The sequence below is a fragment of the Paenibacillus terrae HPL-003 genome, from assembly GCF_000235585.1.
Taxonomy (GTDB): Bacteria; Bacillota; Bacilli; order Paenibacillales; family Paenibacillaceae; genus Paenibacillus; species Paenibacillus terrae_B.
The window spans coordinates 3,606,028-3,624,184 of the sequence record NC_016641.1; the positions used below are offsets into that span (position 1 = coordinate 3,606,028).

Below are 18,157 nucleotides of genomic sequence, written 5' to 3' on the forward strand. Positions count from 1 at the left end.
CCTTGTATTATGTCAACCGGGAGCAAATTGAGCTTCGACTAGGGGCCGTTCCCGACATTGTAGCAGGACTCCGCCGCATATCGGCCGCTTGGAACGGAGATTTGTTGCAGGGGCTGGTGCAGGAGCGCTGCCTTCATCTGGCGATTGAAACGGTGACGGATGTAGGAAGCTATATCATTGACGGATTTATTATGCGCGATGCCAGCAGCTATGAGGATATTATCGGTATCATTCATGAAGAGGGCGTAATGGATGATACCGTGTTTAATCCTCTGATGGAGCTGGTAGTCTTGCGGAAACCCTTGGTGCAGGAGTATTTCCATTGGGACCGGACAAGCCTTCATCCGCTTACACCTGAGCTGCCCGAGCTATTGGAGCGTTTTGCATCCAGTGTGCATGACTACTTAAATAAGGAATTGGGTCCGCAGCCCGAGGGAGTGTAAGGCTAAAGTGACGGATAAGTATATCGTACCCGAAATGCCCACCAGGCGCATGATTATGACACTATTGAAAACCCAGGGGCCTGTGGGCGTCGGAAGCTTGGCAGCTCAATTGGGCATCACCGAAATGGGGGTGCGCAGGCATCTCAAATTGATGGAGCAGGATGGATTCATCGTTGCTACAGTAGTGCGGCAGGCGATGGGACGTCCGACGTTTTTGTACAGTCTGAGTGAGCAGGGAAGTGAGCAGTTTCCCCGGAATTATGATCATTTGTTGCTGGAGCTGCTGGAGGAACTGGATGAAGAGCAGGGAATGGAAGCTGTTTACTCTCTATTTGACGGCAGAAAACGCAAAATGATGAAGCGTTACGCCCCTCAGATAGAGCGCGAGGCCACGCTGGCTTCACGTGTGGAAAAGCTTTCCGGTATCCAGAACGCTTCCGGTTATATGGCGGAGTGGCGGGAAGAAGAGGACGGAAGCTACTCTATTGTGGAATACAATTGTCCGATTTTCCAAATTGCAGGCCGTTACCGCAAGGCTTGTGAATGTGAGCAGCAAATGTTCGAGGAGCTGCTTGATGCCGAAGTTGTCCGTGAGGATTGCTTGGCGGATGGAGGGCGTTGCTGCCTGTACCGTATCCGATCCCGAAAAATGTAGGAACTTTCATGGTTTGTTCGCTGTATCATGACAAGCTCTCCGTGCTTATAATGCATTAACAGATGGGCATTCGCCCGGGCACAAGGGAGAGATGATGATGAAAGAATACCACAAAAGCTTTATCCGTGGTGCGGTGGCAGGTAGCATTGCCGGTTCACTCGCTGCGCTGCTGTTTGCCCCCAAGTCAGGTCGTGATCTGCGTCAGGACATAAAGGATCAGGCCCGTCTTGTCAGTGATAAAGGGCAGGAACTGGCGGGGAAAATTACAGACGCCTCTATTGAGTATACCGATAAAATTAAGGATACGGCCTCAGCGGTCATTCATGAAATCGGGCAATTTCGTAAAAAAAGTGAAGTTCTTCCTGAAGTCAGCATTTCATCCGCTCCTCTTCAAGAAGATACGAAAAAGGATTCTCTGTAACCCAGCTCTAATTGAATATAATATAACTGAATATAGATTCGCTTTGAGGCTTCTCCTGATGGGATGAAGCCTCTTTGTTGATGGGTTTCCCTTTTTCGAGTAATATTTGGGGGTACCTTTTACTTGAATACAACATAAGGTATGTAGCAACGGATAGCTTCCCGAGAGGGAACGACTCATACTTGAACAAAAAAGGAAGCGGTGTGTACGTGCAGCAAGCGATTGCAATATTGGATTCCGGTGTAGGAGGTCTGACGGTTGTTAAAGAAGTCATGCGTCAGCTTCCACGGGAAAAAATCATTTATTTTGGAGACACTGCGCGCACCCCGTATGGGCCCCGGCCATCGGAAGAAGTTAAGAAATTTACAGAGCAAATGGTTGATTTTCTGATTCAATTTGATCCGAAAGTCATTATTATTGCCTGCAACACGGCTACAGCCGCGGCATTGGATTATATTAGCCAAAAGGTATCCATTCCGGTGATCGGAGTCATCCACCCTGGGGCACGTGCTGCAATCAGCGCAACAGCCACCGGGCATGTCGGGGTGATTGGGACTGTCGGTACGATTCGAAGCGGAGCCTATACGGCTGCGTTGAAGCAACTATCCCCCTATGTAGACGTGTTGAGCCATGCCTGCCCTGCTCTCGTTCCTTTGGTAGAACAGGGACTGTTTCGCTCAGACACGACATCAAAGGTCGTAGAGGAGTCGTTGAGGCCGATTCAAGCGTACCCGATTGATTGTTTGATTCTCGGTTGCACGCATTATCCTTTTTTGAAGGAAACGATTCAGGAAGTGATAGGCCCAAACGTGAAGCTGATTAGTTCAGCAGACGAAACGGCCCGTGAGACGAGTACGATTTTGTATAACAAGGGCAAGTTAGAGGCCGGGGATGAAACCCCTGTGCATCAGCTTTTTTGTTCCGGTGATCCGGAAATGTTCCAGAGCATTGCCGCACAGTGGCTTGGGGAGCAAATTCGTCAAACGCCTGTCGTTTGGCAGGTCACCAATCTGGATTGATGAGACAGCCGATTTTTTTGTCATTCGACAAAAGAATCGGCTGTTTTGGTATTCGTTACATCAAGACACGCCGCGTCTGCATAACATGCAGTAAGACAGATGGAAGGGGCGTAGAAGATGAGGGAATATATCGTACAAAAAGGAGATACTTTGCACCGGGTCGCCTCGGCTTTTAAATTATCCACAGATACATTGATGGCAGACAATCCATGGACTGCCGCGCAACCTTATCTGATTTGTGGTCAAGTGCTGTACATTCGTCCGTCAATGGATCGTAAATACGTTATTCAGCCCGCTGAGCATGCCAGACAGATTGCCAAGCAGTTTGGTATAAAGCTTGATGAGCTGCGGCAGGCCAATCCCGAACTTGCAGAGCATGATTTTGTGGAAGGAAAAAAAATTATTATACCTGAAAACCATCAGAATCAGATTGTACGCTTGCGTGGAGAGTATGGGTACGAGGACTTGAGAGAAGATCTTGCGGCCCTGGCTCAAAGGTATCCGTTTATTGAAGTAGGCAGCATCGGCACCAGTGTTATGGGGAAGGATATCCCCTATGTACGCATTGGATGGGGACCGCTGAAAATTCACGCCAACGCCTCCGTACATGCCAATGAATGGCTGACGACACCATGTTTACTGCGTTTTGTAGAGCGATATGCGCAAGGAGTCTACAGTACGAATGGAGATAAAGGGGGGGAGCATCATGACAAGCGAGAGGGTCAAAGCGAGGCTCCTCCATGGATATATCGAGTTTCTCCACAAACTTGGCTATACCGTACTTCTTTATGGGTAGTGCCCATGGTCAATCCAGATGGGGTGGAACTGGTTCAACAAGGTGTCCTTCCGTCTCATCCCCTGTACCATGACTTAAGAAAGTGGAATGAAGGCCGTGCTGATTATCGTGGATGGAAGGCTAACATTCGCGGTGTGGACCTTAACGATCAGTTTCCGGCGTATTGGGAGGAAGAGGTACGCAGACGCGGTAAAACAAGCCCGTCCAGAAGGGATTATGCGGGTCCTGCGCCTTTGTCTGAGCCGGAGGCTAAAGCGCTTGTCGATCTGACGGAGCGGGAACAGTTTGATATGGTGTTGTCTATACACAGTCAGGGACAGGAAATCTATTGGAATTATCGGGATTTGGAGCCAAAGGAGAGCCGGGATTGGGCATCACGGCTGGCGGCTGCAACAGGATACCGGGCGGTAAAGCTGGGGGGCAGCGATGCGGGATATAAGGACTGGTTTATACAGCAATTTGGAAAACCGGGTTTTACCGTTGAAGTCGGGCTGGGTGTAAATCCGCTGCCTATGCGTGATTATGACGATATTGCAGCAGAAGTGGGGATGTTAATGGCAGCAGTGCTGTCATGGTAAAAGGCTTAGCCTGAAACTCCATGGTATATCAGCACGTATTAGGAGGAGCACGTGTTTTTACAAGTGTTCCTCTTACATGTCCCTTTAATGGGGTATATATACTTAGGAGCATTGGAAATGGAGTGAACAACCTATGAAGTGGAAAAGATTACTGTCTCTCCGTCAATGGTCACATGTGTTTCATCGCATGCCCCGGTTTATTACTTCGTCGAAGATTCCATTGGGTGAAAAATTGCTGTTTGCCGTCCCTGTATTGCTCTATTGGGTGTTGCCAGATGTCATGCCATTTATGCCCATTGACGACATCGGAGTGACGCTGCTGCTTATGAACTGGTTTGTGACCCGCGCTGAACGTAAGTATCCCGATGTGCTTGAGAAGCAGCACGTACGTGTCCGGTAGGAATAAAAGCTTATGAATTTCGTGATTGCGATTTTTCGCGATTTTCTTTACAATAGGAATATTGCCTTTCTAGTATAGAGGCTATTTGTAGTTTGTAGTTGTTGAATTTACCTGTTAGATTGTGTGGCCCGGATATTCATACTCCGATGGAACACACTTCATTTGATTAATATGAAGGAGATGAAGTTGATGAATTGCAAAATTACTCGCAACGCAGCTAAAGTATTGAAGCTTGAATTGGATAAAGAAGAAAACCAAGGGAAGAGCCTGCGCGTTGTCATTACTCATTCCCATGGAGACCATGCTCATTACGGGCTGGATTTGGACACGCCTAAAGAAACAGATACCGTCGTATCTACAGATAAAGGCATTGATGTTATTTTGGAAAACGGCCAGCCGCTGCTGGATGGTGTAAAAATTGATTACTTGTACTTTCCCGAAGAAGGCTTTGTCATTACTAACCCTTCCCAAGGTAATCACGGCGACCACTAAGCCGGAGCACGGAGGGATGACAGATGGCCAATGATATTCGCGTATGTGATGAATGCAATCATATTCGCTTGAAAACGATTCTGCCCAAGCTGCAAAAGATGGCACCGGATGCGGAGATCAAAATCGGTTGCAAATCGTATTGCGGTCCTTGTGGAAAGCGGGCGTTTGTATATGTGAACGGACGTTATATAAGTGCAGCTACAGAGGATGAGGTATTGGAGAAGGCTGCACGTTTTATAAAATAATTCCAATACGCAGCATTTACGTCTTTGTATAGTTCCCCTTCTTCTGATCCATGCTAATGGATGCAGACCACTGCCGAGAAGGAGGAGTGACTCATGGCTCAATATGATTCCAATCTCGACCATCACAGTGTCGAGGCCCAGACGCAAAACTCGGTGGACAAGCTTCACCATGCCGTGTCTCAGGCGTTGTCACATCCGGCTGAGCAACTGATTGAGCAGGCCGAACAGTCCCGTACACACGCGGAGAATGCCATAGAGCAGGCGAAGGACAGCCTTGGCGACGATGCGGTAGAGGTTGCCGAGGATATGCTTGGTGAAGAAGTACAACGGCTGGAACAGGCCCAAAAGGCACTGCGTCCATAAATACAAAAATCCCGATCCCAACAGCGTGTAAGTTCTGTTGGATCGGGATTTTTGTTATTATTCGCTGACTTCTGTCCTTTTGGAGGACTGGGAAGGGTGTTGTGTAAGCCATCCTTCCTCAAAAGGTCTACTTCGAGTTGGCAGGTGCCGCATTCACTTCTTTAATTGTTGGTTCCCATTCGCGAATAAGATCATATGTGATGACTTGATCGGAAATGTTCAACCGATTAAGAGCTTCGGTATACCCCGGTCCGCAGGCGTTCACATCCGTAGGCTGGCCTGTGGTGAGGTTGTAACAAGTTCCTTTGGAGAACGTGCCATCCTCAGATGGAATGTAGTACACACGACCATCAGTGAAAGCGCCAGTGCGCAGCACGACCATACGAGGCTTCCCGCTGAACAGATCATTACCCATAAAGTGATATGGTTTCGTTGAAATGCCAAGCAGATGCATCACCGAAGGTGTCAGATCAAGCTGTCCTGCCGGTTCAGTGTAAGTTCCCGCGTGGCTTCCATCGGGAAGATGCACTAGCAGCGGCACCTGGTTCATGATTTTCTGCATGTCGAGGTCTGTGAGTGGTTTACCCAAAAATTTCTCATACAGTGCCTTATCTTTAATAGAATTGTCGTGATCCCCGTAGAACATAAGGATCGTATTATCCCACAATCCGTCTTTCTTCATCTGATCGACCAGCTCGCCTAGTGCTTCGTCCACATAATGGACGGATTTCAAATAGTCTCCGAACATGGTCCCTTCAAACTCACCAACGTCCAAATCCACGGCGTCTGGTGGCAGATTGTACGGGTGGTGGCTCGAAATTCCGACCATATAGGCGTAGAACGGCTGTTTGACCTCAGTGGTGAGATCATTGAGCGTTTGACGGAAAAAGGATTTGTCTCCCAGTGACCAGCCCAGTGGCTCATCTATTTCAAAATCTTTTTTACTGTAGAACTTGTCATAGTTCATTGCCTTATACATTGTGTAGCGATTCCAGAAGCTGCTGTCGTATACGTGAAATGCATTAGGGCTGTAGCCAGTATCTTTTAGAATAGAAGGCAACGTATCGAATTTATGGTCCGCGTAACGGATGAATACCGAGCCTGTAGGGAGCGGATGCAGAGAAGCATGTGTAGAGAAATCCGCGTCTGAAGTACGACCTTGCGCAGTCTGGTGATAATAATTGTTAAAATACATGCTTTCCTTCGTCAGTTTGTCAAAGTTAGGCGTAATGGCCTGACCGTTGATTTGTTTGCCGATAAAAAAGTTCATATACGCTTCAGCTTGAATGACCATCACATTTTTGCCTTTATACTTCCCGGATAGGTCATTTTTCACCTGGAGCAGCTTTTGATGCTGATTAAACCATTCCTTATCCTTATCGGACTCCGCCTGAGCCAGCGTAGGCTGGGGTCCCAGATGGTCCTGACTATAGCGGTAAATGTCGTACCCGTGAAATCCGATCAGTCCGGTTACATTGTACAAGGCCATCGACCACCAGTTCCCGACGAATATGCCGGTTGCCCACGTGGACGTATAATATTTAATCGGTCCAAAGGTGAACATGTAGCCGATCAGGAACGCCAGCGCGCCTTTGGAGAAGCGAAGCAGAAATCTTTTAGTGAATGAGCCCCGGGACGTTTCGATGTAAGGATCACTCGTTACATACCGACGCCGTAAGGAAGCTACGAACATCACATACGGAATGAACAGAATCCAGTCTGCAAAAAATAAAAGATCCCACCAGTACATCAGAGATGCGATACTTCCACCCAAGGAATCAACTTGTCCGGCTTGAAGCAAGACGGGAATCGTAATGAAATCCTGAAAATACCGATAATAAACCATGTCAGAATAAATGAGAGCGGTAAGCAAAATATCGAGCACGACAAGAGCGACCAAACGTCCGCGCCGTGACAGCCATAAGGTCCAAAAACTCACAAGCAAGAGCGAACCGATAGCGATGACATAATCCAACAGATTCATGTCAATATTTTGGGCATGCAGGTTTTTGTGGATCAGAACGAGCTTGCCAATCATAAGTACAAAAAACAGACCAAACCCGAAATATCGGGACAGCAGTATTCTGCTGAACATGTTTCCAGTGCGATTTGCACCGGCCGTGCGAATAACCAACACTTTACCCCCTTCGGCATAAATGTTCGGCTAGTATAAACTACATATTAACGTAATGTTAAAACCGAAATCGCCTTTAATTATTATAGCGCTCATCCCGCGCATTTCAATGATTAAGTAAAGAAAATACAGCATTTTCCTTCCGGCACAATAGGTAAGGAGCCTATTTTATCAGGTGAACAGCACAAATCAGGCCAGGAGGCGAACGGATGGTTCGCTTCCTGGCCTGAGCATCATCTATTTAAGACTGCGACAGCGGAGTATCTTTGCGGCGCGGCGGTAGAGGGCCCAGATACTGATAGTATTGGCATTCGATCCGGCCATTAAACAGCTTGCGTCTCTTATCAGCTTTGCGTCCCCAATAGTGCTCGAATTGCTTGGTGGAGCTGATAGCAAAGAAGGACCATGTCTTCATTTCCGCTGCCGTGCGTGCGAGTGAACGGATCAGCTTTTCCACCTCGGATTGCTCGCTCAATCTCTCACCATAAGGTGGATTGGTAATCATCACACCATATTGGCCTTCAAGTCTGACTTTCGTTACAGGCATTATCTTTAGGGAGATATCTTTAGCGAAGCCTGCCGCCTTTACAGCTGCCTCAGCGACTTCGATGGCAGCCGGGTCAATATCGCTGCCTGCAATCTCGAAAGGAATGTCATCGCGGGTCAAATCCATCGCTTCGTCGCGAGCCTGATCCCATAGCTCGCGACCAATGACAGGCCAGTCTTCCGAGTTAAAGGTACGTCTCAATCCCGGGGCAATATTCCATGCCTGCATTGCTGCTTCTACCAGCAGAGTACCGGAACCGCAGCACGGGTCATAGAATGGTCGATCCGGAGTCCAGCGGCTAAGCTGAATAAGAGCGGAAGCCATCGTCTCTTTGAGCGGAGCCTCTGTCACGAGCTTGCGGTAGCCGCGCTTGTGCAGTCCCGGGCCCGTCGTATCGAGCGTGAGCAATGCACGGTCATTTAAGAGAATGACCTCTATGACGTAACGAGGGCCGTCCTCGGCAAACCAATCCGTGTGATAGGTTTCCTTGAGCTTTTCCACAATCGCCTTCTTGACGATTCCCTGACTGGCTGGTACGCTACTAAGCTGTGATTTGTGCGAACGTCCTTCTACAGGAAATTCACCATCCACAGGAATCCAATCCTGCCATGGCAAAGCTTTGGTACCCTCAAATAGCTCATCGAAGGTGGTTGCGGAAAATTCACCCATTTTAATAAGAACGCGGTCTGATGTGCGTAGCCACAGGTTACACCGGCATATATCCATATAATCCCCGGAAAAAACGACACGACCATTCTCGACGGTCAGGTCTTCGTATCCGAGCTCTCTGAGCTCCCGAGCCACGACAGCTTCGAGTCCCATCGGCGCAGTTGCAATTAGTTGCAGTTGAGTCATTAAACGTATTCACTCCGTCCCATAATCATATAAGCTTGGTTCAATCCCTATAGTATAGGTCATTGTAAACGAAGAGACAAATCATTTAAGGTAAAAAATTTACGAAGGACACCGCGTCCAACCTGAGTTATGATAAACCAAGAAGGAGAGATGAAACGTGGAAATTACACCAAATATGACGCCTGAACAATATGTAGACCAACTGGTACAGGAGGATGAAGCGCTCCGCGGCATTAGGGAGGCCATTGTTGGAGAGGGAATGCCTGAGGTATCGGTGGCTCATCCTTACGGGAAGCTGCTGACCTTTCTGGTTGAGGTATCCGGTGCACAGCAGGTACTGGAGATTGGCGCATTAGGCGGATACAGCGGATTATGTCTGGCTCGTGGGCTCGGAGAAAAGGGACGCATTGTGTCACTGGAACTGAAAGAAGCGTACGCAGAGCTGGCACATCGACATTTGGAGGAAAACGGCTACGGTGACCGTGCCGAATATCGTATCGGTCCCGCAGCGGACAGCCTGAAGGCGCTTCAGGAAGAAGGGAGAACCTTCGATTTTTTCTTCATTGATGCGGATAAGGAAAATTACCCGGTGTATCTGGAATATGCGATTGCTCTGGCGAATCCAGGTGCCATTATTGCGGGAGATAACTGTTTCCTTCGTGGACGGACGCTGAATACGGACAAGAACGGTCCTGCTGTGCAGGCCGTGAGACGCTTTAACGAAACGATAGCTACGGACCCACGGCTGGTTAGTACGCTTTTGCCAGCCTATGACGGATTGGCGTTGGCACGAGTAAAATAGGCTGTAATGCTACTTATATAGCTATAAAAAAGTAGCTGTACAAAAAAGAACCTCCTTGTCCACAAAATTGTGGATCGGAGGTTCTTGTCTGTTCTAGAAGGCTGACCTTAACAGAGGAATATTTTACCTAAAATCAGGTGCAGGCTTACGATCGTAGAGCTTCATACGTACCCAGAATATGTTGATGATCAGCAGGACACCTGACATGATGAACAGTCCTTCGATGCCGATAAACCCGGACAGCACTCCGCCAATGACAGCACCGAGCATATTTCCGAGCGACAGCGAGCTGGTATTGAAGCCGAACGCACGGCTTTCCATGCCTTCCGGTGTATACGTGCGAATCAGCGCGTTAACGCTCGGCAGCAGACCGCCCATAAAAACACCCATGAAAAAACGAATCGTGACGAGCTGCCACACCTGATTGACAAAAGCCTGTGGAATGAGCATAAGCGCGGTTCCGAGCAGAGCGAGGGTCAAAATGCGGTGTGCTCCGATCTTGTCACTCAATCTTCCAAGCAGCGGCGCAGCGACCATATTGGATACGCCGGTAATGGCTGTAACAAAGCCGGCAATGAGCGCAATTCCTTCTGCCGACCCATACAGCTTTTGCACATATAACGGCAACAAAGATACAGTACTGATCATGGCAAACTGGAGCAGGAACGTTACGGTAAACAAAGCCGGAAGCTGGGGCGTATGGCTTAGCTCCTTTAATCCGGCAAGAACCGAAATTTGCGGAGTGCGTGCAGCTTCGGCTTTGCTGAAATCTTCCTTAACCAGAAACATTGCGATGAGAGAGGCTACAAAAATAAGAGCGCCTGTAATGTAAAAGATCGGTCTGAATCCAACCCAATCAGCCAAAAATCCGCCCAGCAGAGGGCCGAGAATCGTACCCGCCATCTGACCGGATTGCATAATCCCCATAGCGAAACCGGTCCGTTCCTTGGGTGTAGTACCCGAAACCAGAGAAATCGAAGCCGGATTGAAGCCCGAAATCGTACCGTTCAGCAGACGAAGCGCTAACAGTTGCCACGGATGGGTGACCAAACCCATGCAGCCGATCACCAGAGCCATACCGAAGCCCGAGCGGAGCAGCATTACTTTGCGCCCATATCGGTCAGCCAGCTTGCCCCATAGAGGCTGGAACATAAATGAAGTCAAAAAGTTTGCGGCAAAAATAATTCCGGCCCACAGACCGATATCATGCTCTCCCTTCACATGAAGGTCTTGAGCCAGATAGAGGGCGAGGAATGGAGTAATCATCGTAATACCCGCATTGACCAGAAACTGACCGAACCAAAGCACAATGAGATTGACTTTCCACGTCTCCCATGTTTTCAATGTGCTTTTCACTTCCTTTCTACCATTTCATGCTGATGCAAAGCTACTTATTTATGTAGAACTTCCCGGAGCTTTAAAAAAGCCATTCCTCTAGTATAGCACACTTCATTGAAACTTTATCCAAATGTCATGGGTTTGTCATGGATTGTCCGCCAGCGGCGGTTGTTACGACCCTTGAAAAAGGGCATAATAAAATACAGTAGTTACGATTCGAACTGGAGGCTGAAGTCATGACCTACAACGATACCTTTATCCGCGCCTGCCGCAAGCAGGCTGTGGATCATATTCCCGTATGGTACATGCGGCAGGCCGGAAGGTATGATCCTGAATATCGCAAAATTAAAGAAAAATACACGTTGCTTGAAATATGTCGTCAGCCCGAGCTGGCGGCAGAAGTGACCTTAATGCCCGTGCGCAAGCTCGGGGTGGACGCTGCTATTTTATATTCTGATATTATGAATCCGGTAGCCTCGCTGGGGGTTGATTTTGATATTGTCAAAAATATTGGTCCGGTTATTGATAATCCGATTCGTACAGCCGCGGACGTGGATAAGCTGCGCCCGATTGATGTAGAACGAGATCTGGGTCATATTTTGGAAACGATCCGTATTTTGGACCGTGAGCTGGAGGTACCGCTGATTACGTTCGCCGGAGCTCCTTTTACAATTGCGAGTTATTTAATAGAAGGCAGACCGTCCAAGGGATATATCCGCACTAAAGCCATGATGTACGGAGAGCCTGAATTATGGCGTCGGCTGATGGACAAGCTTGGAGACATGGTTATTACATACATGCGTGCCCATATCGCTAACGGCGGCAAGGCATTTCAGCTCTTTGACAGCTGGGTAGGTGCGCTTGCGCCTCATGATTTCCAAACGTTTGTGCTGCCGACGATTACACGTATTTTCCATGAGCTGTCTGATCTGGACGTACCGAAAATTTATTTTCCGGGTGTAAGCTCCGGTGAGTTGCTTCCGCTGCTGGGCGGGGTAAAAGCCGATGTGATCGGACTGGACTGGCGGGTGAGTATACCTGAAGGACGCCGTCGTTTGGGTAATGCTTTTGGTGTGCAGGGAAATCTGGATCCTTACGTGCTCACAGCGCCGATAGATGTAATTAAACAGTATGCGAAAACGATTGTAGATGAAGGAATTCTGGAGCCGGGATATATTTTTAATCTGGGTCACGGTTTATTTCCAGAAGCTTCGTTAGATAAGCTGAGAGAGCTTACAGAGTATGTGCATGAGTATTCCCGTTCCGTTTTGACAAAGAAGTAATCAACCCAAAATTTAAAGAGGTGATGTGCTGGATGAAAACCAAAGTGGGTGTACTGGTTATGTCCTACGGGACACCGGAAAGTTTGGATCAGGTGGAAGCCTATTATACGCATATTCGTCGTGGTAACCCTCCTTCCCCGGAGCAATTGAAAGAATTAAAGGACCGTTATGAAGCCATTGTGGGCGGCGTATTTCCGCTACGTCAGAATACGGACCGTCAGGTTAAAAATCTGCAAGAAACCTTAAATCGGGAAAATCGTAACCCAGATATTGAATTTGTCTGTTATCAGGGACTCAAACATGCCAAGCCGTTCATCGAGGATGGCGTGGAGGCTATGGTGCAAGATGGTATCCATACAGCGGTGGGTGTCGTGCTGGCCCCGCATTATTCCGTGATGAGTGTAGGCACTTATATTAAACGCGCACAGGTCAAGGCACAGGAGCTGGATTTGGCTATATCGTTTGTGGAAAGCTATCATCTTCATCCAAAGCTGATTAAGACGTTAACCGAACGTGTGAATGCAAAACTGGCGCTTTTCGAAGAGGTAGGGGCGAATCGGGACGAGGTACGTGTATTGTTCAGTGCGCACAGCTTGCCTGAGCGGATTTTGGCGATGGGTGACCCTTATGTAGAACAATTGATGGCTACTTCGCAAGCAATTGCGGAGAAGGCAGGAATCACCAACTGGCAGTTTACGTGGCAGAGTGCAGGCCGTACAGCAGAGCCTTGGCTTGGTCCTGACATCCTGGATACCATGCATAGTCTCAATGAAGAGCAGATTGAATATGTGCTGGCTGCGCCAGTCGGTTTCGTTTCCGATCATCTAGAAGTACTGTACGACCTGGATATTGAGGCACAGGCTTTGGCGAAGGAACTGGATATGCGTTTCCAGCGGATTGATTCGCTTAACAGTGATCCATTGTACATGGAGACGCTTAGCGATGTCATCATAGACCAATGGAAAAAGGGATGAGGACATAATGGAGCAAAAATTACGCAACATTGTGATTGTAGGCGGAGGATTGACCGGACTAAGCACAGCTTTTTATACACGTAAAATGTACAAAGAAGCAGGTTACACACCGCGGATTACGCTGGTGGAGAAGGCCCCGGTGCTGGGCGGTAAAATCGAAACGTTGCATAAAGACGGGTTTGTGATTGAAAAAGGGCCGGATTCCTTTCTGGCCCGTAAAACGGCTATGATCGACCTGGCGAAAGAGCTGGAGCTGGATCATGAGCTGGTAAGCACGAATCCTGAGGCGAAAAAAACATACATTTTGCATGAAGGTCAGCTTCATCCGATGCCTCCCGGTCTGGTACTGGGGATTCCGACGGAGCTGAAACCGTTTCTGCGCAGCGGATTGATCTCGTTGGGCGGCAAGCTGCGGGCCATGATGGATTTTGTTATTCAGCCCCGTCGCGTATCGGGTGATGAAGCCTTGGGAGATTTTATTGAACGCCGACTGGGCAAAGAAGTGCTGGAAAATATAACCGAGCCACTGCTGGCTGGCATATATGCTGCCAATATGAAGACGCTGAGTTTGCAAGCGACCTTCCCGCAATTTGCTGAAGTAGAGCAGCAATACGGGAGCCTCATTCACGGGATGATGACCGGAAGAAAACCGGCAGAGACGCATACAGGTACGAAAAAAAGTGTCTTTTTGACCTTCCGCCAAGGGCTGCAAAGTTTGGTTCATGCGTTACTGGATGACTTGCGTGACTGTGATTTGCGCAGAGGCGTTGCTGTTACAGAATTCACAAAGACAGCAGACGGTGAAGGAAGCGTCTACCATGTTGTACTGGATAATGGTGAGACGTTGGAGGCGGACGATCTATTTATCACAACTCCGAATTTTGCCGCTGCGCCGCTGTTGCGGGGACATGTGAATGTGGCGGCACTGGAAGCCGTTAATTATGTATCCGTGGCAAATGTGGTCATGGCCTTTAATAAAAAAGACATCGAGAATGTCTTTGATGGTTCCGGTTTTCTGGTTCCGCGTAAAGAGGGGCGCAGTGTGACGGCATGTACGTGGACGTCTGCCAAGTGGCTGCATACCAGTCCGGATGATAAGGTACTACTGCGCTGTTATGTGGGGCGTGCCGGAGCCGAAGAAACGGTAGAGCTACCCGATGATGAACTGACTGCGCTGGTGCGTAAGGATTTGCAGGACATGATGGGCATTACGGCGACTCCGCTATTTACGGAAATTACCCGTCTTCGCCACTCCATGCCGCAATACCCGGTAGGACACCCGCAGGCTATCGCCGATCTGCGGGAAGAACTGCGCACAACGATGCCGGGAGTATATGTTTTGGGTGCAGGCTATGATGCCATCGGCTTGCCGGATTGTATCCGTCAGGCCAAGGAATGGGCCTCTGTCGCCGTCCAAGCTGCGGAACGGGAAGCAGTCGAGGTACAGGTATAATTAAATGATTAGAGCAACTTGAATAACGAACCCTTCGCAATCCCAAGCGAGGGGTTCTATTTATACCGAAATTTGATATATAATGGAGAAGGTGTCAAAAACGCCGGATCATTAAGAAAGTAATGCATATGCAACAGCATAGAAGGAGTGAAGAATGTACTCTCCCAGATCACAGAAAAATGAAGGTCGAAAGAAAGCAAGGAAGCGAAAAATAGGCAAGGCTTGGATCATCACGAATCTTGTCCTGCTGCTTATGATCGTAGGTCTTTTTGGATATTATTACATATTTGAACACGGGAAGAGTAGCTCTCTTGCGGAAAACGCCGGGCTATTGCAACAGGAGAACAAGGCCAAAACGGATTCTGCAGGTGGAGGACAGTCTTCTAGCCCGGTAAGAGAGAACGTTACAGCCGTTTCACATGAACAAATGGACGATAGCTCCAATGGAGGCGAGCAAGCTGATGACGATAAAACGGAGCCATCTTCTGATACTGCTACAGATACAGACAGCCGCCCCGCGACAACGTCTGACACAAATGTTGCCGAAGGCAACTCGCTAGTATCAGGAGTATCTTCAGAGAACGCCGGGCAATCACCGGACAGCTCTTCAAATAGGGATGCATCGGACAATGGGAATTCTACTGACCCCAACGAATCGGTGCAGGGAAAGAACGGGACACCGGATGGAACAGCTTCACCGACAGTCACGCTCCATTTTGTAGGGGATGTGCAGTTTTCTGGTAAGGTTGAGCAGCGGTTGGAAAAGAACGGATTTGATTTTCCATACCAATATCTCGGAAATCTGTTTCGCAAGGACGATCTAACGATAGCCAATCTGGAAACGCCGGTTACAACCGGGGGCGTGGGTGCGCTGAATAAAACGTATGTGTATAAGTCTTCTCCTAAGGCGTTGACTGCGCTGGCTGCGGCAGGAATAGACGCTGTAAATTTGGCCAACAATCATATTTTGGATCAGGGCACAGACGGATTACTGGATACGATGAAATATTTGAAAGAAAATGATATAGCGTATACCGGGGCTGGGCGCAATGCAAAAGAAGCGTATGCTCCGCACTATTTTGAACGTAAAGGTATTAAAATTGCGTTGTTGGGGGCTACACGGGTTATACCCGAGGCCAACTGGAATGCAGGTGCCCAACAGCCTGGTGTTGCAGGAGCCTACGATTCGACCGCGATCGTGAAGTCGATTCGCGAAGCGCGCAAGCAGGCTGATTTGGTCATTGTCATTGCGCATTGGGGCAAGGAGCGCGCTACTGTACTGGAGCCTCATCAAACCGAGCTATCGCACGCTTTTATTGATGCAGGGGCAGATCTCGTAATCGGAGGTCACCCGCACGTACTACAGGGGATGGAGCAGTATAAAGGCAAATGGATTGCATACAGCACAGGCAATTTTATTTTTTCTAAATCCACATTACCAGCCACCTGGGATACAGCGATATTTCAGGCAACCTGTACCCGGACTGGGGCTTGTAGCATGAAGCTGACTCCTTACCGGGCGGAGCTGGGTCAACCGGTCCCATTGAAGGATGCGGAAGCCAGCAAAATTTTGCAAGGAGTAGCGGCGATGTCACCGGCTAATGTTTCTGTGGGCGCTGATGGTACAGTAACCGCTCGATAGTTATTGAAGGAAATCTTTTACACGAGGAATGGTCTGTATGGAGGCTACCACTTGTGGATGGAGGTCATAACTGGAATGGATCATTTGTGCGTAGCTCACCGTGGTTTTTCGGGAATTGCTCCCGAGAACACGTTGGCGGCCTTTAAGTTTGCGATAGATCAGCCGTTTGTGCACTGGATTGAGCTGGATGTACAACTGTCGAAGGACGGCGTTCCGGTGGTCATTCATGATTTCACGCTGGAGCGCACGACTACTGGCATAGGTCGAGTGAAGGATACGGACTGGAAAGAGCTGAGACTTTTGGATGCTGGTGGCTGGAAAAGCGCGAAATATCAAGGAGAAAGGATTCCTACTCTCGGACAAGTGCTGGATCTGTGTCGTGGCCGCATATCGCTCAATATTGAGCTAAAAACCGCAGGGGATATGTATCCGGGGCTGGAGAAGGCCGTACTCCGTGAAATTGTGGCACGGGATATGGAGAATGAAGTGGTATTGACCTCTTTTGAGCGTTCCGCTTTACGTCGGGCCAAAGAGCTGGCTCCAGGTATCCGTACCGGGCTGATTATGGATGCTCGTCCGGATGATCTGGCAAAGCAGTTGGAAGGGCTGCAATGCTCTTTTCTATCCATGGGCTACCCGCGTTTGGATCGAAAGCTGATGAAAGACTTGACCGGACGAGGTATCACAGTCATGGCGTGGACGGTGGATGACCGTAGCATTATGCGAAGATTGGCCTCGTTGCATCCTGAATTGATGATTTGTACCAATTGGCCGAATCGCTGGGAGCAGGTTTTTTTGCATTCCAAGCACCGGATGTGGCACTATATACGTAATCTATTTATTAAATAATTGGACTACATATACGGGAAGGGTGACGGATCGTAATGAACGTGGAAATTCGTAATGTCTACTGTGTCGGGCGCAATTATAAGCTGCATGCCGAGGAACTGGGAAATGAGGTTCCTGCAGAACCGATGATTTTTTTAAAGCCTTCCCATGCGGTAGTACCGCTGGATGGAGCAATACTGGAGCTTCCTAAAGATCAAGGAGACATTCATTATGAGACAGAGCTGGTTGTGGCGGTAGGTCGTAATTATGAACCGGGTATGTCTGCGGAAACGATTCTGAATGCATTTGCCTTTGGTATTGATTTTACCCTGCGTGATGTACAAAACGTTCTCAAGAAAAAGGGTCACCCATGGACGGCGGCTAAGGGCTTCAAATTTTCTGCTCCCGTTACACCGTTCTTGCCTTTAGAGAAACTGGACATGCTGGAGCAGCAGGATTTTTCATTGCTCAAAAATGGACAGGAAGTACAGCGTGGCCATATCAAGGATATGATTTTTTCCATCGAGCATATCATTGATTACATAGCGACCCATTATGGACTGGGTGAGGGCGATATTATTTTTACAGGCACTCCGGCAGGTGTAGGGCCTACATCAAGCGGAGATTGCTTCGAGCTATTTTGGGGAACTGACCATCAAGGAAGCTGCACAATCGGTTAAGTTGATCCATGTGATTGCATCAATTAAGTTGATTAAAAAGGGAGTTCTCTTGGTAGTTGGGCAGTATGGAGTGATTCCCGTAGGCAAGAATGTAAGGGCCGTGTCCTGTGCCGTAGCATGGGACGCGGCTTTTATATAAGTGTAGAGCGTTGTACAATAAAATACGAACTGAAAAATGAAAAACGAGAGATTCATTTCAAAGTGGGGGT

19 protein-coding genes are annotated in these 18,157 nt (G+C 48.5%); 16 read left to right on the forward strand and 3 right to left on the reverse strand.

Going from position 1 to position 18,157, the window contains the following annotated elements; all coding sequences use genetic code 11:
• Nucleotides 1-2: 2 nt before the first annotated feature.
• The 9 genes from HPL003_RS16420 (at nt 3) to HPL003_RS16460 (ending at nt 5,412) form a co-directional block, all read left to right on the forward strand.
• The gene (locus tag HPL003_RS16420) at nt 3-443 is read left to right on the forward strand and encodes a DUF86 domain-containing protein (protein ID WP_014280819.1); all 441 of its coding nucleotides are present in this window, start codon (nt 3-5) and stop codon (nt 441-443) included.
• A 7-nt stretch (nt 444-450) separates the two neighbouring features.
• The gene (locus HPL003_RS16425) at nt 451-1,098 is read left to right on the forward strand and encodes a helix-turn-helix transcriptional regulator (protein ID WP_014280820.1); all 648 of its coding nucleotides are present in this window, start codon (nt 451-453) and stop codon (nt 1,096-1,098) included.
• 97 nt (nt 1,099-1,195) lie between these two features.
• Nucleotides 1,196-1,519 carry a YtxH domain-containing protein gene (locus HPL003_RS16430; protein WP_014280821.1) on the forward strand — a complete coding sequence of 108 codons (324 nt, stop codon included), beginning with the start codon at nt 1,196-1,198 and terminating at the stop codon, nt 1,517-1,519.
• Nucleotides 1,520-1,728: 209 nt separating this feature from the next.
• Nucleotides 1,729-2,538, forward strand: a complete 810-nt coding sequence (racE, locus tag HPL003_RS16435) for a glutamate racemase (protein ID WP_043922762.1) — start codon at nt 1,729-1,731, stop codon at nt 2,536-2,538.
• Between the two features lie 117 nt (nt 2,539-2,655).
• Complete coding sequence (locus HPL003_RS16440) at nt 2,656-3,912, forward strand: M14 family metallopeptidase (RefSeq protein ID WP_014280823.1); 1,257 nt, start codon at nt 2,656-2,658, stop codon at nt 3,910-3,912.
• A gap of 133 nt (nt 3,913-4,045) precedes the next feature.
• Nucleotides 4,046-4,312 carry a hypothetical protein gene (locus HPL003_RS16445; protein WP_014280824.1) on the forward strand — a complete coding sequence of 89 codons (267 nt, stop codon included), beginning with the start codon at nt 4,046-4,048 and terminating at the stop codon, nt 4,310-4,312.
• A 189-nt stretch (nt 4,313-4,501) separates the two neighbouring features.
• Nucleotides 4,502-4,804, forward strand: coding sequence for a heme biosynthesis protein HemY (locus HPL003_RS16450; protein WP_014280825.1), 303 nt, complete (start codon nt 4,502-4,504; stop codon nt 4,802-4,804).
• Between the two features lie 23 nt (nt 4,805-4,827).
• Entirely contained in the window at nt 4,828-5,049 is a 222-nt protein-coding gene (locus tag HPL003_RS16455; RefSeq protein ID WP_014280826.1) for a YuzB family protein, read from the forward strand.
• A 93-nt stretch (nt 5,050-5,142) separates the two neighbouring features.
• The gene (locus HPL003_RS16460; protein ID WP_014280827.1) at nt 5,143-5,412 is read left to right on the forward strand and encodes a hypothetical protein; all 270 of its coding nucleotides are present in this window, start codon (nt 5,143-5,145) and stop codon (nt 5,410-5,412) included.
• A gap of 127 nt (nt 5,413-5,539) precedes the next feature.
• Here the strand turns inward: HPL003_RS16460 and HPL003_RS16465 are convergent, their stop codons facing one another.
• On the reverse strand, nt 5,540-7,549 hold the full coding sequence (locus HPL003_RS16465) for an LTA synthase family protein (RefSeq protein WP_081473725.1): 2,010 nt from the start codon (nt 7,547-7,549) through the stop codon (nt 5,540-5,542).
• 238 nt (nt 7,550-7,787) lie between these two features.
• Complete coding sequence (locus tag HPL003_RS16470; protein WP_014280829.1) at nt 7,788-8,948, reverse strand: THUMP domain-containing class I SAM-dependent RNA methyltransferase; 1,161 nt, start codon at nt 8,946-8,948, stop codon at nt 7,788-7,790.
• A 157-nt stretch (nt 8,949-9,105) separates the two neighbouring features.
• Here HPL003_RS16470 and HPL003_RS16475 point away from each other — a divergent pair, with 157 nt between their 5' ends.
• Nucleotides 9,106-9,750 (forward strand): O-methyltransferase, encoded by a 645-nt coding sequence (locus tag HPL003_RS16475; protein ID WP_014280830.1) that lies wholly within the window; start codon nt 9,106-9,108, stop codon nt 9,748-9,750.
• Between the two features lie 123 nt (nt 9,751-9,873).
• On the opposite strand, the gene HPL003_RS16480 is transcribed toward HPL003_RS16475, so the two are convergent.
• Nucleotides 9,874-11,094, reverse strand: coding sequence for an MFS transporter (locus tag HPL003_RS16480; RefSeq protein ID WP_014280831.1), 1,221 nt, complete (start codon nt 11,092-11,094; stop codon nt 9,874-9,876).
• A 230-nt stretch (nt 11,095-11,324) separates the two neighbouring features.
• Between HPL003_RS16480 and hemE the strand changes: the two genes are divergently transcribed.
• The 6 genes from hemE (at nt 11,325) to HPL003_RS16510 (ending at nt 17,948) form a co-directional block, all read left to right on the forward strand.
• Nucleotides 11,325-12,371, forward strand: a complete 1,047-nt coding sequence (gene hemE, locus HPL003_RS16485; RefSeq protein WP_014280832.1) for a uroporphyrinogen decarboxylase — start codon at nt 11,325-11,327, stop codon at nt 12,369-12,371.
• A 32-nt stretch (nt 12,372-12,403) separates the two neighbouring features.
• Nucleotides 12,404-13,345 carry a ferrochelatase gene (hemH, locus tag HPL003_RS16490; RefSeq protein WP_014280833.1) on the forward strand — a complete coding sequence of 314 codons (942 nt, stop codon included), beginning with the start codon at nt 12,404-12,406 and terminating at the stop codon, nt 13,343-13,345.
• A 7-nt stretch (nt 13,346-13,352) separates the two neighbouring features.
• Complete coding sequence (gene hemG, locus HPL003_RS16495) at nt 13,353-14,798, forward strand: protoporphyrinogen oxidase (protein WP_014280834.1); 1,446 nt, start codon at nt 13,353-13,355, stop codon at nt 14,796-14,798.
• A 154-nt stretch (nt 14,799-14,952) separates the two neighbouring features.
• Complete coding sequence (locus HPL003_RS16500; protein WP_014280835.1) at nt 14,953-16,440, forward strand: CapA family protein; 1,488 nt, start codon at nt 14,953-14,955, stop codon at nt 16,438-16,440.
• A 75-nt stretch (nt 16,441-16,515) separates the two neighbouring features.
• Entirely contained in the window at nt 16,516-17,289 is a 774-nt protein-coding gene (locus HPL003_RS16505; protein ID WP_014280836.1) for a glycerophosphodiester phosphodiesterase, read from the forward strand.
• A gap of 35 nt (nt 17,290-17,324) precedes the next feature.
• Nucleotides 17,325-17,948, forward strand: a complete 624-nt coding sequence (locus HPL003_RS16510) for a fumarylacetoacetate hydrolase family protein (protein WP_014280837.1) — start codon at nt 17,325-17,327, stop codon at nt 17,946-17,948.
• Nucleotides 17,949-18,157: the final 209 nt, after the last annotated feature.

What these genes read in the sequence shown, in the direction of transcription:
- HPL003_RS16505 (WP_014280836.1), top strand. Translation starts at nt 16,516, where the DNA reads ATGGATCATTTGTGCGTAGCTCACCGTGGTTTTTCGGGAATTGCTCCC.
- HPL003_RS16460 (WP_014280827.1), top strand. Translation starts at nt 5,143, where the DNA reads ATGGCTCAATATGATTCCAATCTCGACCATCACAGTGTCGAGGCCCAG.
- HPL003_RS16440 (WP_014280823.1), top strand. Translation starts at nt 2,656, where the DNA reads ATGAGGGAATATATCGTACAAAAAGGAGATACTTTGCACCGGGTCGCC.
- HPL003_RS16510 (WP_014280837.1), top strand. Translation starts at nt 17,325, where the DNA reads ATGAACGTGGAAATTCGTAATGTCTACTGTGTCGGGCGCAATTATAAG.
- HPL003_RS16500 (WP_014280835.1), top strand. Translation starts at nt 14,953, where the DNA reads ATGTACTCTCCCAGATCACAGAAAAATGAAGGTCGAAAGAAAGCAAGG.
- HPL003_RS16430 (WP_014280821.1), top strand. Translation starts at nt 1,196, where the DNA reads ATGAAAGAATACCACAAAAGCTTTATCCGTGGTGCGGTGGCAGGTAGC.
- HPL003_RS16470 (WP_014280829.1), bottom strand. Translation starts at nt 8,948, where the DNA reads ATGACTCAACTGCAACTAATTGCAACTGCGCCGATGGGACTCGAAGCT.
- HPL003_RS16455 (WP_014280826.1), top strand. Translation starts at nt 4,828, where the DNA reads ATGGCCAATGATATTCGCGTATGTGATGAATGCAATCATATTCGCTTG.
- HPL003_RS16450 (WP_014280825.1), top strand. Translation starts at nt 4,502, where the DNA reads ATGAATTGCAAAATTACTCGCAACGCAGCTAAAGTATTGAAGCTTGAA.
- hemE (WP_014280832.1), top strand. Translation starts at nt 11,325, where the DNA reads ATGACCTACAACGATACCTTTATCCGCGCCTGCCGCAAGCAGGCTGTG.
- HPL003_RS16445 (WP_014280824.1), top strand. Translation starts at nt 4,046, where the DNA reads ATGAAGTGGAAAAGATTACTGTCTCTCCGTCAATGGTCACATGTGTTT.
- hemG (WP_014280834.1), top strand. Translation starts at nt 13,353, where the DNA reads ATGGAGCAAAAATTACGCAACATTGTGATTGTAGGCGGAGGATTGACC.
- hemH (WP_014280833.1), top strand. Translation starts at nt 12,404, where the DNA reads ATGAAAACCAAAGTGGGTGTACTGGTTATGTCCTACGGGACACCGGAA.